Source organism: Lysobacter soli, assembly GCF_009755585.1.
Lineage (GTDB): Bacteria > Pseudomonadota > Gammaproteobacteria > Xanthomonadales > Xanthomonadaceae > Lysobacter_J > Lysobacter_J soli.
On sequence record NZ_CP046603.1, the window covers coordinates 2897626 to 2911005 of the forward strand.

Consider the following 13380-nt stretch of genomic DNA (forward strand, 5'->3'; position numbering starts at 1 on the left):
CAAAGCGCCGTCATTCCAGCGAACGCTGGAATCCATTTTGCTTCCGAGCTCAAGCCTCGAAACAGCAGCGCTGTACGGCAAGGCTCGTTCACCGGTACGGCTTCGTTGCCCCTCACCCCAACCCCTCTCCCGCGGGGAGAGGGGCTCAAAGCGCCGTCATTCCAGCGAACGCTGGAATCCATTCTGCTTCTGCGCTCAAGACTCGAGCCAGCAGCGCTGCACGGCAAGGCTCGTTCACCGGTGCGGCTTCGTTGCCCCTCACCCCAACCCCTCTCCCGTGGGGAGAGGGGCTCAAGGTCCGGAAAGGCCTTCCGACACGCGCGGTTATACTTTCGTCCCGCCCCCGACAAAGCCTGCGCATGACCTCGCCCGCCAACGAGCAAGTCGTTCACGAACTGGTCGAACTGCTCTCGCTGGAGCGGCTGGAGGACAACCTCTTCCGCGGGCAAAGCCGCGACATCGGCACCAAGTACGTGTTCGGCGGGCAGGTGCTCGGGCAGGCGCTGTCGGCGGCACAGGCGACGATGCAGGCGCCGCGCGGCGCGCATTCGCTGCATGCCTACTTCCTGCGCGCCGGCGACATCGCCGCGCCGATCGTCTACCAGATCGACCGCACCCGCGACGGCGGCAGCTTCTCCGTGCGCCGCGTCACCGCGATCCAGCACGGCGAAGTGATCTTCTTCATGGCCGCCTCGTTCCAGCAGACCGAGGACGCCGCCGAGCACCAGCTGTCGATGCCCGAAGTCCCCAAGCCCGAAGACATCGACCCGGCGCCGGCCCTCCCCGAACACGTGATGGCGACGCTGCCGACCAAGGTGCAGCGCTGGCTGTCGCGCAAGGGACCGTTCGAACTGCGCCACGTGTACCCGCGCGACGAGCTCAATCCGCCCAAGCGCCCGCCGTACCAGCAGTTCTGGTTCCGCCTGACCGAACGCGTCGGCGACGCGCCGGAACTGCATCGCGCCCTGCTCGCCTACGCGTCCGATTTCCACCTGCTCGGCACGGCGACGTTCCCGCACGGCGTGAGCTACTACCAGCCGAACGTGCAGATGGCCTCGCTCGACCATGCGCTGTGGTTCCACCGCCCGTTCCGCGCGGACGAATGGCTGCTGTATTCGATGGACAGCCCCACCGTGCAGAGCAGTCGCGGCCTCGCGCGCGGGCAGATCTTCGATCGCGCCGGCCACCTGGTCGCGAGCACCGCGCAGGAAGGTTTGATCCGCGTGGTGAAGGACGCCGCAGCGGCCTCGCACGTACCGGCGAAGGAATGACATGAGGCAGGTCTTCAGCAGCCAGCGCCTGGAAAACGTCGAGACCGTCGCGCAGATGCTTCGCGATGCGGATATCGAGGTGCGCATCACCAACGGGCGCTCGTACAAGGGCGGACGCCGCGGCACCTTCAGCTACAGCGAAAGCGACGCGGGCGGCCCGAAGCCCGCGGTGTGGGTCGTGCGTTCGGACGATACGGTGAAGGCACGCCAGATCCTGCGCGAAGCCGGCCTGCTGGAATCCACGCGCGAAAGCTTCGCCGGCCCGAGTTTCCGCCTCAATTCCGACCCGACGCCGGCTCAGGCGAAGTCGCAATCGCGCGCGTTGCGCTTCAAGCTGGTGCTGATCGCCGGCATCGTGATCGTCGGCGCGCTGGCGATCCGCCACGCGGTGAAGCTCGACATCGCGGGTGAGGCGCTCAAGACGCATCCGCTCGACGGCACGACCGCGCAGATCCCGCAGCCGCTGGCGGCGGCGGTCTTCACGCAGGAATTGCCGAAGACGCGCATCGACGTGGTGTGCTTGTCGATCGACGGCGCCGATGCGTCGCCGGAACTGGTGCAGGCGATGCAGCCGCTGTTGCTGCAGCCGCGACGTCGTGACGTGGTGCCGGCATCGCAATGCATCCGCAACGCGAACGACGACGTCGGCAGCAACCAGCGCGGCACGGGCAAGCCGGCGGTGATCGTCGACGTGCACGCGTTCCGTCCGACCGCGCGCGACGACGACGGCAACGTGACGGGCACGCTGGAAATCACGGCCTACCACCACCGGCTATCGGGTTCGTACAAGACGCTGGAAGTGAAGCAGACCGAAAGCGGATGGCAGGTGGGACGGACGTTGAAGCACGTGGCGATGTGATCGCAACGTCCCCTCTCCCACGAGCGGGAGAGGGGCTGAAACACACATCAACTACCGATCAGATCAACGCTTCGGCGGCGCCAGGTCCGCACGCGTCAGGAAGCCGTCGCGGTCTTCGTCCATGAAGGCGAACGACTTCTCCAGGCGCGGCATCTTCTCGCTGACTTCCACGCGGCTCAGCTTGCCGTCCTTGTTGAGATCGGCGGCGGCGAAGCGTTCCTCGGCGCGCTTGGCGCGTTCGGCTTCGTGCTGCGGGCGCATGCGCTCGTGGTAGCGGGTGAGTTCGCTGCGAACGATGTAACCGTCGCGGTTGCTGTCGATCTCGGCGAACTTCTCGCCGATGAAGCGAAGCGAGCCGGCTTCGGTACGGCTGATGCGGCCGTCGCCGTCGGTATCGGCCTTCACGATGCGATCCATGCCGCCGCCGTGGCGGCCGTGGCCGCCCTTGCGGTGGTGCGGGCGTTCGGACGCGTCGAGCTTGCCGTCGCGATTCTTGTCGAGCTGGTCGAACGAGGCGGCCAGGCGCGGATGGGCGGCGGCTTCGGTGCGATCGATGACGCCGTCGTTGTTGAGGTCGATCTTCTGACGCGTGGCGCCCGACTGCGGCGCGGCGATGGCGGCGCCTGCGACGGTCGCGGCGACGGCGGTGGCGAGCAGGACGGACAGGGTCGTGCGGGTCATGGCAAAGCTCCTGGGGGCGGCACCGGATGGGGCCGATGTCAGGTCAACGCGCGCCGCGATCGCAGGTTGACGTCGCGCCTGCCGCGTTCAGTCGCACGACAGCGTTGTCCTCACGTGCGGCGGCGCTATGCTGCGTGCATGGGCACCGAACCGCAGGACAGCGACGACCTGCGCCTGTTCCACACGGGCGAACACGCATGCGGCTACTGGCCGGAGCGGGCCGCGCGCGACCTGGTGCTCGACCCGCGCGATCCCCGCCTGCGCCACTGGTATCCGCACGCGCTGAGCTGGGGTTTCCGCCGCTCCGGCGACATCGTCTATCGCCCGCATTGCGCCGGCTGCCGCGCCTGCGTGGCCGTGCGCATCCCCGTCGACCGCTTCGTGCCCGACCGCAGCCAGCGCCGCTGCCTCACGCGAAATGCCAATGTCGAAATGCGCGTGCTGCCGGCGCATCGCACGGCCGAGCAGCTCGCGCTGTATCGCCGTTACCTCGCCTCGCGCCACGCCGGCGGCGGGATGGACGGACACGGTGCGTCGGAGTTCGACCAGTTCCTGATCGGCAGCTGGAGCGAAGGCCGCTTCCTCGAACTGCGCGAACCCTCGCGGCAAGGTCCGGGACGCCTGCTCGCCGTGGCCGTCACCGATTGCACGGACGTCTCGCTGTCGGCCGTCTACACCTTCTACGAGCCCGACCAGGCCGACCGCGGACTGGGCACGCTGGCGATCCTGCGGCAGATCGAATGGGCCCGGCGCGAACGCCGTCGCCACGTGTACCTCGGCTACTGGATCGAAGGCCATCCGAAGATGGACTACAAGCGGCGTTTCCGTCCGCTGGAGGCCTTCGACGGCCGGCAATGGCACGACCTGCCCTGAGCGCCGGCTCCGCGCATCCGCCCGCACAACCGCCACGCGCTGTCATCCGGCGTGCGCGGACGCATGACAGAATCGCGCGATGTCCAGACTCCCTCTCCTCCTCGCCGCGCCGCTGGCGCTGCTGCTCTCAGCCTGCACGCAGGTCAACGTCAAGGGCGACCCCGAAGCGTGGGCGCGCGCGATGAGCGCGGACACGACGCTCCGCGTGGCGACGTACAACACGTCGCTCTACGACGACGAGACCGGCGGGCTCGTTCGACGGCTCGAATCCGGCGACGGCGGCGCGCGCAAGATCGCCGCCGTGCTGCAGCGCGTGCGTCCGGACCTGGTGCTGCTCAACGAGTTCGACTTCGACGAGCAGGGTCGCGCGGCTGATCTGTTCCAGCAGCACTACCTGGAAATCGCGCAACCCGGCGGCGGCGATCCGCTGCGCTATCCATACCGCTACCTCGCACCGGTGAACACGGGCGTGCCCAGCGGCCTGGACCTGGATCGCAACGGCACGGCGGGCGGCGAAGGGCGCAATCGCGGCAACGATGCGTGGGGCTACGGCCTGCACCCGGGGCAATACGGGATGCTCGTGCTGTCGAAGTATCCGATCGACACCGAACAGGTGCGCACGTTCCAGAAGCTGAAGTGGAGCGCGATGCCCGGCGCGCGCATGCCGGTCGATCCGAAGACGGATGCGCCGTGGTATCCCGCGGACATCTGGTCGCAGCTACGGCTGTCGTCCAAATCGCATTGGGACGTGCCGGTGCGCACGCCGTCGGGCGTGGTGCATTTCCTCGTCTCGCACCCCACGCCGCCGGTGTTCGATGGTCCGGAGGACCGCAACGGCGCGCGCAATGCGGACGAGATCCGGTTGTGGTCGGAGTACCTGTCCGGCGGCGCGAAGCCGTGGCTTTGCGACGATCGCGGTCGTTGCGGCGGTCTGGCGTCCGATGCGCGCTTCGTGATCGCGGGCGATCTCAACAACGATCCGGTCGATGGCGACGGTCGACACGAAGCGATCGTCGAACTGCTCGAACATCCGCGCGTGCTGCGCTATGCCACCCCGCGCAGCGCCGGTGCGGCGGAAAAGACCGCGCAGTACGCGGCCGCGGGCATCGTCCATCGCGGCGCGCCCGAACACGCGACGGGCGACTTCGGGCCGAAGGCCGGCACGATGCGGCTGGATTACGTCCTGCCGTCGGTGGGTTTCGCGCTGAAGGACAGCGGCGTGTTCTGGCCGTCCTCCACTTCGCCCGACGCCGCGATCGCCGATGGCAGCGATCATCATCTGGTGTGGGTGGATCTGGACGGGGCGGTTTCGAAGTAGCGGTGATGCTGCTTCGTATGACACTGCTTCGTTGACGCTGGTTCGTTGACGCTGCGGCTGTTTCGGTTTCGCCGTGCATTGATGGTTCGTCATCCCGGCGAAAGCCGGGATCCAGGCCCGAAGCGCTTGGGCACTCCATCGCCGGCGAACCATTAGGTCGTCATTCCAGCGGAAGCTGGAATCCATTTTGCTTCTTCATTCACGCAGAGCAACACCGCAGCGCTGTACGGCACGGCCCGTTCACCGACGCGGCTTCGTTACCCCTCACCCCAACCCCTCTCCCGATGGGAGAGGGGCTTAAGCGCGCCCATCGTCACGCGCCGTCATCTAGCCAGCGTTCGCCCGAGCGCGAGCCGCTGGCTCACAAGCGCGCGGCCTCACCCCTCAGGCGGCAGCTTCGTGTCCGGTGTCGGCAACTTACCGAGCGTCGGCGGCGCTACATCGATCTTCGGCTCCACGAAGCCCGCCGGAAGCGGCGGCGCGCCCGACGCAAGCGGAGCAGGCGGCAGGACCGTGGAGGCACCCGGCTCCGGCGCATACACGCGCGGGCCGAAGCCGAACGCCGCATCGCTGCGTGCGGACACGATCATGCGCACCATGCCGGTGGGGATCATCAGTTCGATCTCGACGTCATGCCCGTCGTCACCGCGACCGTGCAGCGTCATGTCGATCAGCGCGCCGCCGGTGTCGATCGCGCTGCACAGCACGTGCGGGCCGTGCGGGCCGTCGTGCAGGTACGGGCGGATCGCTTCGCCCAGGATCTCCAGCGCCTGCGGATACAGGAACACCGCATAGCCCTGGAAGCGGTCGCGCTTGCTGTCTTCGGCCATGGCCAGCCCTCAGCGCAGTTCGAAGGTGAGCGCGGCTGCCGCATCGCGGGCGCGCTGGCGGGCGTTCTCGATGTCCTCGCCCAGCGCCAGCGTGACGGCGACGCGGCGATGGCCTTCCACGCGCGGTTTGCCGAACAGGCGAAGCTGCGTGTCGGCCTGTTCGAGTGCCTTGTCGACATCGGAAAACACCGGCACGCCGTGCCCGTGCGCGAGCACCGCGCACGACGCTGCCGCGCCAGACTGCCGGATCGCCGGGATCGGCAGGCCGAGGATCGCGCGCGCATGCAGCGCGAATTCGCTCAGGTCCTGCGAGATCAGCGTGACCAGGCCCGTGTCGTGCGGACGCGGCGACACTTCGCTGAACCACACGTCGTCGCCCTTCACGAACAGTTCGACGCCGAACACGCCCCAGCCGCCGAGGTCGTCGGTGATCGCACGCGCGATCTCCTGCGAACGCTCCAGCGCGCGCGGCGACATCGCCTGCGGCTGCCAGCTTTCGCGGTAGTCACCATCGCGCTGCAGGTGACCGATCGGCGCGCAGAACGTGGTGCCGCCGGCGTGGCGCACGGTCAGCAGGGTGATTTCGTACTCGAAATCGATGAAGCCTTCGACGATCACGCGGCCCGCGCCGGCGCGACCGCCGGTCTGCGCGTATTCCCACGCCTGGTCGATGTCGGCCTCGGTGCGCACCAGGCTCTGGCCCTTGCCGGAGGACGACATCACCGGCTTCACCACGCACGGCACGCCGATCTCGGCCACCGCGGCGCGGTAATCCTCGAGCGTGTCGACGAAACGGTAGGGCGAAGTCGGCAGGCCGAGCGTCTCCGCGGCGAGGCGGCGGATGCCTTCGCGATCCATCGTCAGGCGCGCGGCGCGGGCGGTCGGGATCACGCGCACGTCGCTGCCGCGCGCTTCGAACTCGCGTTCCAGCTCGACGAGCGTCTGCGTGTGGATCGCCTCGATCTCCGGGACGATCAGGTGCGGACGCTCCAGCGCGACCAGCGCGCGCACGGCGGCGCCGTCGAGCATGTCGAGCACGTGGCTGCGATGGGCGACCTGCATCGCCGGCGCGTCCGCGTAGCGGTCGGCAGCGATCACTTCGACGCCAAAACGCTGCAGTTCGATCGCCACTTCCTTGCCCAGTTCGCCCGAGCCGAGCAGGAGCACGCGGAAACCGTGCGGGGACAAGGGCGTGCCGATGGTGACCATGCGCAATCCGTGGGGGCTGGGAAAGGCGGCCAGTGTACCGGGCGCATCAACGTGACGATCCGCCGGCCGGCGCTCGCGGCGGCGCGAACGAGCCGCTTCGGGCTGTCGGCGCGCAGCGTTGGCATGCGATCCTTGACCGCGATGCCCGGCCCCCACCCGCGCAACCTGGTTCGATGGATGGTCGTCGCGCTCGCGATGACGCTTTCGGCGTGCTCGCGCGAAGCCGAGGCGCCGCGCCCGGTCGAGCACGGCACGCGCCTGGCCGGCGTGCTGATCGACCCGCAGATGGACGAGATCAGCGGACTGGCGGCCTCGCGTCGCCATCGCGACGTGCTGTGGATGCACGACGACGGCGGCAATCCCGAGCGGCTGTTCGCCGTGAGCACGAACGGCACGCGTCTGGCGACATTGCGCGTGGAAGGCGTGACGAAGACCGACTGGGAAGACATCGCCTCGTTCGAACTCGACGGCAAGGCGTACCTGCTGATCGCAGACACCGGCGACAACGGCGGGCTTCGGCGCAGCCTGCAGCTGCACGTGATCGAGGAGCCGGCGAAGCTGGAGAACGCGCGCCTGCGTCCGGCGTGGTCGATCGCCTTCCGCTGGCCGGACGGTCCACGCGACTGCGAGGCCGTCGCCGTCGATGCCGAACGCGAGCAGGTGCTGCTGATCTCGAAGAAGCGCCAGCCGCCCGAGCTGTTCTCGCTGCCGCTGCGGCCCTCGACCGGAACGGCCTTGCAGACGGCGCAGAAACTCGGGCCGCTCGCCGGCGTGCCGCAGCCGTCCGCCGAAGCGCTGACCCGCAGCCCGCAGCGCGCGCGCCTGGACAGCCAGGTCACCGCCGCCGACATCTCGCCGGACCACCGCACGATGGCGGTGATGACCTACCGCTGGCTGCTGCTCTACCCGCGCCTGGGCGACGAAGGCTGGGGCGAGGCGGTCTCCCGCGCGCCGCGCTTCCAGCCACTGCCCTGGCTGCCGCAGGCCGAAGCACTGGGCTGGAGCGCCGACGGCACCGCGCTTTACGCCACCGGCGAGTTCATCCCCGCCCCGCTCTACCGGATCGTCCCCTGACGCCGCTCGTCGGACGGGCGCGCCGACGCGATTGCGCAACCTGATATCTTTTTGATATCAAATCCTCCATCGACGAATGGAGATCGCCCCGATGAAAGAGAACCCGATCCGCTCCCTGCCCGGGATCCCGGTCCTGCTGATCCTGCTCATCCTCCTGGCCACGGCCGGCTGGATGCTGCTGACCGGCCTGGGCGTCGCCGGCGACGACCCCTCGGGAACGCGCCTGGCCTGGGGCCTGCTTCTTGGGCTGGCGAGCTTCGTCTGCCTGTTCGGCCTGTACATGGTCGAACCCAACAAGGCCGCAGTGCTGAGCCTGTTCGGCAAGTACATCGGCACCGTCAAGGAAAACGGCCTGCGCTGGAACAACCCCTTCTACGCGAAGAAGAAGGTCAGCCAGCGCGTGCGCAACTTCGAAAGCGGCAAGCTCAAGGTCAACGAACTGGACGGCAGCCCGATCGAGATCGCCGCCGTCATCGTCTGGCAGGTCATCGACAGCGCCGAAGCCGTCTACAACGTCGACGACTACGAGAGCTTCGTGCACATCCAGTCCGAATCGGCGCTGCGCGCGATGGCGACCAGCTATCCGTACGACCAGCACGAGGAAGGCCAGCTCGCGCTGCGCAGCCATGCGGCGGAAATCAGCCAGCACCTGCAGGACGAACTGGCCGAGCGCCTGGCCGACGCCGGCGTGCGCGTGGTCGACGCGCGCATCAGCCACCTCGCCTACGCGCCGGAAATCGCCCAGGCGATGCTCCAGCGCCAGCAGGCCAACGCGATCATCGCCGCGCGCACGCGGATCGTCGCCGGCGCGGTCGGCATGGTCGAAATGGCGCTGGCCGAACTGCAGAAGAACGGCGTCGTCGAACTGGACGAGGAACGCAAGGCGCACATGGTCAGCAACCTGCTGGTCGTGCTGTGCGGCGAGCGCGGCACGCAGCCGATCGTCAACACCGGCACGCTGTACTGATGGCGATGATCGATTACGTGATTCCCGCCCTCCTGGCGGCCAGCAGCCTTCCGGCGTTCATCGCGGCGTCGTTGATGTCGCGCGGCCGCCCGCCGGGCGCGCCGCGGCCGCCGCTGGCGGTGGTCATGCGGCTGGTGGGCATGGCGATCGTCGCCGGCGCGCTCGGCCTGCTGTGGGCCGGCGAGGACGGCACGCGCCGGCTCGCGGTGATCGTCGCGATGGTCGTGGCGGTGAACGGGCTCGGGCTGGTGCTGCTGTTCAAGCTCGGCCGCGGCCGATCCGGGCCGCGCTGACGGAGGCCCGGTGAGCGAGAAGAAAGCCTTCCCGCTGCGCATCAGCGCCGAGGTGCTCGCCGCCGCGCAGCGCTGGGCGGACGACGAACTGCGCAGCGTGAACGCGCAGATCGAATACGTGCTGCGCGACGCGCTGCGCAAGGCGGGGCGGCTGCCGGGGCATACTTCCGCACAGGAATCCGACCCCGCATCCGACGAGGAATCGACGTGAACCAGTGGACGTACCACGTGTTGGAAATCGTGCCGCGCATGCTTGGCCCGGCCGTGAGCGAGCGGCTGCAGGAAGAACTGAACCGCCTGGGCGCGGACGGCTGGGAGCTGGTCAGCGTGATGCCGGTGACGCCGTTCGACCACCTGCGCGCCGTGCTGAAGCGTCCGGCCTGACGCATTGCCGGGTGCGCCTTCGCACCCGCCCCGCTACCCTGTCCCGATGCGCGCGCCCGTTCCCCTGAAGACCGCCCTGGTCAACACGCCCCGGATCGAGATCTGGCCGGCCGGGCTGCTGCGTGCGCGCAGCAACTTCGACGCACGCGCCCTCTCTCGCGCGCGCCACGTGCTGCGTCGCAAGCGCGACGGCCAGTACCTCGCCGCCGACCTTCCCGAAGGCCTGCTCGCGCTGGTGCCGCGCCTGCGCGCCGAGCCCGGCCTGGACGAAGCGCTGGACCTGCTCGACGCCGCGCCGGCGCACCGTCGCGTGGGGCTGGAGCACGTGCGCGACCTGCCGCTCGACCGGCTGGAAGAACGACTCGAACAGCTCGGCCTGGACCCCCACGCTTACGCCGAGCGCACCGGGCTGGAGCTGGTCGCCGAACCCGACTGGCTCGCCTTCGCCGGGTTCGATCGCTATCGCCGTCCGTTGTGGCTGCACGTCGAAGCCGCGCGCGCCTGGACGCACATGCGCGAGGCGGCATTGCACGACGACGTGGTGCTGGAAGCGATCTCCGGTTACCGCAGCCACGACTACCAGCTGGGCATTTTCGAACGCAAGCTCGCACGCGGACTAAGCGTCGAGGACATCCTCACCGTCAACGCGGCGCCGGGCTACAGCGAACACCATTCCGGCCTCGCGCTGGACATCGGCGCGCCGGACGAGCCGCCCGCCGAGGAATCATTCGAACACACGCGCGCCTTCGCCTGGCTGCGCGACAACGCCGGCGGTTACGGCTTCGCCATGACCTACCCGCGCGACAACCCGCACGGCATCGTCTACGAACCGTGGCACTGGGCATTCCGGACCGCGTGACGCGGCACGGCCGAACCATCCTCCCTTTCCCTTAGATGCCCACGTCCTTCCGTTCGCTCGCCGACGGCGCCTCGCAGCGCGACAACAACTTCAACCTGATGCGCCTGTTCGCCGCGTGGCTGGTGATCTACGGCCATTCGTACGCGGTGACGGCATCGCCGGGACCGGACCTGATCCAGCAGGTGGTGCAGATCCGCTTCGCCGGCGCGGTTGCGGTGGACATGTTCTTCCTGATCAGCGGCTTCCTCATTGCCGCGAGTTTCGAACGCAACCGCCTGCGCGACTACCTCGCCGCGCGCGCGTTGCGCATCTTCCCGGCGCTGATCGTCTGCGTGTCGCTGAGCGTGTTCGTGCTGGGGGCGCTGCTGACGACCTCGCCGGACTACTGGCAGTCGCCGCAGACTTGGAAGTACCTGCTGCGCAACATCACGCTCGACAAGGCGCAGTACTTCCTGCCGGGCGTGTTCGAGGACTTGCCGAACAAGGCGATCAACGGGTCGATCTGGTCGCTGCCGGTGGAATTCCGCCTGTACCTGCTGCTGGCCGCGCTGGGCATGGCGCGACTGCTGCGTGGCTGGCGCTACAACACGCTGGCCGTGGTCGGTCTGGTGGCCGGTTTCATGTTCATCGACGTCGCTTCCCTGGCGTCGTGGAAGGTCTCGAACCTCTGGTGCCAGGCGTTCTTCGCGATGGGTGTGTTCGCCTGGGTAAACCGCGCGCGCATTCCGCTGGCCTGGCCGCTGCTGGTGGTTGCGCTCGGCGCGGCGGCGGTAATGCGCGGCACGGCGTATTTCCATATCGCCTATTTCATCGCGCTGTCGTACACGACGTTCTTCGTCGCCTACGTGCCGAAGCTGCCGCGGCTCCGGCACCACGACATCTCCTACGGCCTTTACCTGTACGGCTGGCCGTCGCAGCAGCTGGTGCTGCATGTAGCGCCCGGAAGCGGACCGCTGTTCAACACGTTCTGGGCGACGCTGCTCGCCGGCACGCTCGCCGCGCTGTCGTGGCGTTTCGTCGAACGGCCGGCGTTGCGGTTCAAGCGCAGGCGCGCGCCGGCGCCCGTCGCGCCGGACGTCGTGCCCGAGCCGATGCCGGTCGCTATTCGCGATCCAGCGTGATGCGCACGCCGGCGACGGTCTTCTGGGTGATGGTCAGGTCGAAGTTCGAACCGCCGGTACGCTTTTTCACCAGCACGTCCTCGCCGTCGTCGACCTCGATCTTGTAGCGATCGCCGAGCTTGGCGCGCAGCGTGTCGCGGATCAGGCGGGCGATGTGGTTCTCGCCGGCGTCCTTCGGCACCTGCACGGTGACGTCGACAGGCGCGGCGTCCGTCGGGGCGATGCGGAAGGCGACGACGCCGTCGCTGTCGGCATCGCTGCTGACCTGGATGCGCCACTTGTTCGACGGAGCCGCCTGCGCGAGCGCGCATGCGCAAAGCAGGACGACGAGAGACACGGCGCGGATGAAGCCGGAGCGTTGGAGCGATCGCATGACGAACCTCCTTCTGTGGGCAGCAGGGACGGACGGCGCGAGCCGGCCGTAGGCGCTTCGAATCTAGGCACGCGCCCCGTCACGCCGGCGTCGCGGTCGCGCCGCGCGCTTGGCAGCCGTCGGGGTGCTCAGTCCTGCGAACGCTTCGTGGGCACTTTCGCGGCCGCGGCGAAGTCCGCGATCCGCCACAGGTAGAGGCTGGCGTAGGTGCGGTACGGACCCCAGCGCTCGCCGGTTTCTGCCAGCACCTTCGGCGTGGGCATCTCCTCCAGCGCGTCGACGCGCTGGGCGCCCTTGCGGATGCCGAGGTCGTCGGTGGGCAGCACGTCGGGCCGACCCAGGCGGAACATCAGCATCATCTCGACCGTCCACCGGCCGATGCCGCGCACCGGCACCAGCGCCTGCACGATGGCGTCGTTGTCCATGACGCTCATCCGGCGAAGGTCGGGGATCTCACCCCGTGCCTCGCGCGCCGCGAGATCGCGAAGCGCCAGCGTCTTGTTGCCCGACACCCCGCACGCGCGAAGGCCCGCATCGTCGATGCGCGCCAGCGTGTCGGCGTGGAAGCGCGTGGCGCCGATCGCCGCTTCCACGCGGCCCACGATCGTCGCCGCGGCCTTGCCGCTGAGCTGCTGGTAGAGGATCGCGCGGGCAAGCGCGTCGACCGGATCGAAGGGTTTGCGCCAGCGCGGATCCGGTTCGATGGGGCCGATCTTCTTCATCCAGCGCGCGAGCTTCCGGTCGCGCCTGACCAGGTGCGCATGCGCTGCGTCGGTATCGAATCCTCGCGAGAAACGGGGCACGTCAGCGCCTCAGCGAGTCGACGGCGTAGAGCACCCACGCCAGGATCATCATGCTGCCGCCGATGGGCGCGAACCGCGTCGTCATGCCGGACAGCACCGCACCGGCGAGGCTGCCGGAGAACACCAGCGTGCCCAGCAGCAGCAACACCAGCGCCAGCGTGCGGAACATGCGCGGCCGCCGCGGCACGAGCGCCGCCAGTGCGATGCCATGCCCGAAGGCGAACAACGCGGCGCTGTGCAGGCGCTGCACGTCCTCGCCCTGCGCGGCATGGGCGGCATAGGCCGACAGCGCGACCGCCGCGGCCGCCAGCAGTGCGCCCGCGGCGGCGAGCAGGCGCGCGGATAGCGGCAGATGGTGCGTGCTCGGGTAGAGGCTCATGCAGGTCGTCCCTTGCGCGAAGTCGGCACGATAGCGCCTGTTCGCGCGAGACTCCAAACCGTGCGGGCCGTGCATGGCCCATTCGC

17 protein-coding genes are annotated in these 13380 nt (G+C 68.8%); 11 read left to right on the top strand and 6 right to left on the bottom strand.

Going from position 1 to position 13380, the window contains the following annotated elements; genetic code table 11:
* Nucleotides 1-359: 359 nt before the first annotated feature.
* Together tesB and GOY17_RS13170 are read left to right on the top strand one after the other, a co-directional pair.
* The gene (gene tesB, locus GOY17_RS13165) at nt 360-1271 is read left to right on the top strand and encodes an acyl-CoA thioesterase II (protein WP_157030738.1); all 912 of its coding nucleotides are present in this window, start codon (nt 360-362) and stop codon (nt 1269-1271) included.
* Between the two features lies 1 nt (nt 1272).
* The gene (locus tag GOY17_RS13170) at nt 1273-2130 is read left to right on the top strand and encodes a hypothetical protein (protein WP_157030739.1); all 858 of its coding nucleotides are present in this window, start codon (nt 1273-1275) and stop codon (nt 2128-2130) included.
* 63 nt (nt 2131-2193) lie between these two features.
* Here GOY17_RS13170 and GOY17_RS13175 read toward each other — a convergent pair whose 3' ends face one another.
* Nucleotides 2194-2811, bottom strand: a complete 618-nt coding sequence (locus tag GOY17_RS13175; RefSeq protein WP_157030740.1) for an EF-hand domain-containing protein — start codon at nt 2809-2811, stop codon at nt 2194-2196.
* A 138-nt stretch (nt 2812-2949) separates the two neighbouring features.
* On the opposite strand from GOY17_RS13175, the gene GOY17_RS13180 reads away from it, so the two are divergent.
* Nucleotides 2950-3684 carry an arginyltransferase gene (locus tag GOY17_RS13180; protein ID WP_115842866.1) on the top strand — a complete coding sequence of 245 codons (735 nt, stop codon included), beginning with the start codon at nt 2950-2952 and terminating at the stop codon, nt 3682-3684.
* A gap of 79 nt (nt 3685-3763) precedes the next feature.
* Nucleotides 3764-5002, top strand: coding sequence for an endonuclease/exonuclease/phosphatase family protein (locus GOY17_RS13185; protein WP_157030741.1), 1239 nt, complete (start codon nt 3764-3766; stop codon nt 5000-5002).
* A 377-nt stretch (nt 5003-5379) separates the two neighbouring features.
* Here the strand turns inward: GOY17_RS13185 and GOY17_RS13190 are convergent, their stop codons facing one another.
* Nucleotides 5380-5832 carry a hypothetical protein gene (locus tag GOY17_RS13190; protein ID WP_157030742.1) on the bottom strand — a complete coding sequence of 151 codons (453 nt, stop codon included), beginning with the start codon at nt 5830-5832 and terminating at the stop codon, nt 5380-5382.
* 9 nt (nt 5833-5841) lie between these two features.
* Nucleotides 5842-7041: a formate-dependent phosphoribosylglycinamide formyltransferase gene (gene purT, locus GOY17_RS13195; RefSeq protein ID WP_157030743.1), complete on the bottom strand. Its 1200-nt coding sequence runs from the start codon at nt 7039-7041 to the stop codon at nt 5842-5844.
* Nucleotides 7042-7164: 123 nt separating this feature from the next.
* On the opposite strand from purT, the gene GOY17_RS13200 reads away from it, so the two are divergent.
* The 7 genes from GOY17_RS13200 to GOY17_RS13230 all read left to right on the top strand — a co-directional run bounded on the left by GOY17_RS13200 (nt 7165) and on the right by GOY17_RS13230 (nt 11739).
* Nucleotides 7165-8115 carry a YjiK family protein gene (locus tag GOY17_RS13200; RefSeq protein WP_157030744.1) on the top strand — a complete coding sequence of 317 codons (951 nt, stop codon included), beginning with the start codon at nt 7165-7167 and terminating at the stop codon, nt 8113-8115.
* 91 nt (nt 8116-8206) lie between these two features.
* The gene (locus tag GOY17_RS13205) at nt 8207-9082 is read left to right on the top strand and encodes an SPFH domain-containing protein (RefSeq protein ID WP_157030745.1); all 876 of its coding nucleotides are present in this window, start codon (nt 8207-8209) and stop codon (nt 9080-9082) included.
* Nucleotides 9082-9375: a hypothetical protein gene (locus GOY17_RS13210; protein WP_157030746.1), complete on the top strand. Its 294-nt coding sequence runs from the start codon at nt 9082-9084 to the stop codon at nt 9373-9375. The genes GOY17_RS13205 and GOY17_RS13210 overlap by 1 nt, the downstream gene beginning before the upstream one ends.
* Nucleotides 9376-9385: 10 nt before the next feature.
* A complete protein-coding gene (locus GOY17_RS13215) occupies nt 9386-9586 on the top strand; it encodes a type II toxin-antitoxin system antitoxin (protein ID WP_115842860.1) in 201 nt (66 codons plus the stop codon).
* Nucleotides 9583-9759 carry a DUF4177 domain-containing protein gene (locus tag GOY17_RS13220; protein ID WP_232338430.1) on the top strand — a complete coding sequence of 59 codons (177 nt, stop codon included), beginning with the start codon at nt 9583-9585 and terminating at the stop codon, nt 9757-9759. Before GOY17_RS13215 ends, GOY17_RS13220 begins: the two co-directional genes overlap by 4 nt.
* Nucleotides 9760-9805: 46 nt before the next feature.
* Entirely contained in the window at nt 9806-10618 is an 813-nt protein-coding gene (locus GOY17_RS13225) for a M15 family metallopeptidase (RefSeq protein ID WP_157030748.1), read from the top strand.
* Nucleotides 10619-10653: 35 nt separating this feature from the next.
* On the top strand, nt 10654-11739 hold the full coding sequence (locus GOY17_RS13230; RefSeq protein ID WP_157030749.1) for an acyltransferase family protein: 1086 nt from the start codon (nt 10654-10656) through the stop codon (nt 11737-11739).
* On the opposite strand, the gene GOY17_RS13235 is transcribed toward GOY17_RS13230, so the two are convergent.
* From GOY17_RS13235 to GOY17_RS13245, 3 genes are all read right to left on the bottom strand, one after another.
* On the bottom strand, nt 11720-12112 hold the full coding sequence (locus GOY17_RS13235) for a hypothetical protein (RefSeq protein WP_157030750.1): 393 nt from the start codon (nt 12110-12112) through the stop codon (nt 11720-11722). The two genes, GOY17_RS13230 and GOY17_RS13235, sit on opposite strands and share 20 nt — an antisense overlap.
* Nucleotides 12113-12240: 128 nt before the next feature.
* Nucleotides 12241-12915, bottom strand: a complete 675-nt coding sequence (locus GOY17_RS13240; RefSeq protein ID WP_157030751.1) for a DNA-3-methyladenine glycosylase family protein — start codon at nt 12913-12915, stop codon at nt 12241-12243.
* Between the two features lies 1 nt (nt 12916).
* The gene (locus GOY17_RS13245) at nt 12917-13294 is read right to left on the bottom strand and encodes a DUF423 domain-containing protein (RefSeq protein ID WP_157030752.1); all 378 of its coding nucleotides are present in this window, start codon (nt 13292-13294) and stop codon (nt 12917-12919) included.
* Nucleotides 13295-13380: the final 86 nt, after the last annotated feature.

Coding starts and splice junctions, on each gene's coding strand:
- GOY17_RS13230 (WP_157030749.1), top strand. CDS start 10,654: ATGCCCACGTCCTTCCGTTCGCTCGCCGACGGCGCCTCGCAGCGCGAC.
- GOY17_RS13170 (WP_157030739.1), top strand. CDS start 1,273: ATGAGGCAGGTCTTCAGCAGCCAGCGCCTGGAAAACGTCGAGACCGTC.
- GOY17_RS13245 (WP_157030752.1), bottom strand. CDS start 13,294: ATGAGCCTCTACCCGAGCACGCACCATCTGCCGCTATCCGCGCGCCTG.
- GOY17_RS13225 (WP_157030748.1), top strand. CDS start 9,806: ATGCGCGCGCCCGTTCCCCTGAAGACCGCCCTGGTCAACACGCCCCGG.
- GOY17_RS13185 (WP_157030741.1), top strand. CDS start 3,764: ATGTCCAGACTCCCTCTCCTCCTCGCCGCGCCGCTGGCGCTGCTGCTC.
- purT (WP_157030743.1), bottom strand. CDS start 7,041: ATGGTCACCATCGGCACGCCCTTGTCCCCGCACGGTTTCCGCGTGCTC.
- GOY17_RS13210 (WP_157030746.1), top strand. CDS start 9,082: ATGGCGATGATCGATTACGTGATTCCCGCCCTCCTGGCGGCCAGCAGC.
- GOY17_RS13175 (WP_157030740.1), bottom strand. CDS start 2,811: ATGACCCGCACGACCCTGTCCGTCCTGCTCGCCACCGCCGTCGCCGCG.
- GOY17_RS13205 (WP_157030745.1), top strand. CDS start 8,207: ATGAAAGAGAACCCGATCCGCTCCCTGCCCGGGATCCCGGTCCTGCTG.
- GOY17_RS13235 (WP_157030750.1), bottom strand. CDS start 12,112: ATGCGATCGCTCCAACGCTCCGGCTTCATCCGCGCCGTGTCTCTCGTC.
- GOY17_RS13190 (WP_157030742.1), bottom strand. CDS start 5,832: ATGGCCGAAGACAGCAAGCGCGACCGCTTCCAGGGCTATGCGGTGTTC.
- GOY17_RS13180 (WP_115842866.1), top strand. CDS start 2,950: ATGGGCACCGAACCGCAGGACAGCGACGACCTGCGCCTGTTCCACACG.
- tesB (WP_157030738.1), top strand. CDS start 360: ATGACCTCGCCCGCCAACGAGCAAGTCGTTCACGAACTGGTCGAACTG.
- GOY17_RS13200 (WP_157030744.1), top strand. CDS start 7,165: ATGCGATCCTTGACCGCGATGCCCGGCCCCCACCCGCGCAACCTGGTT.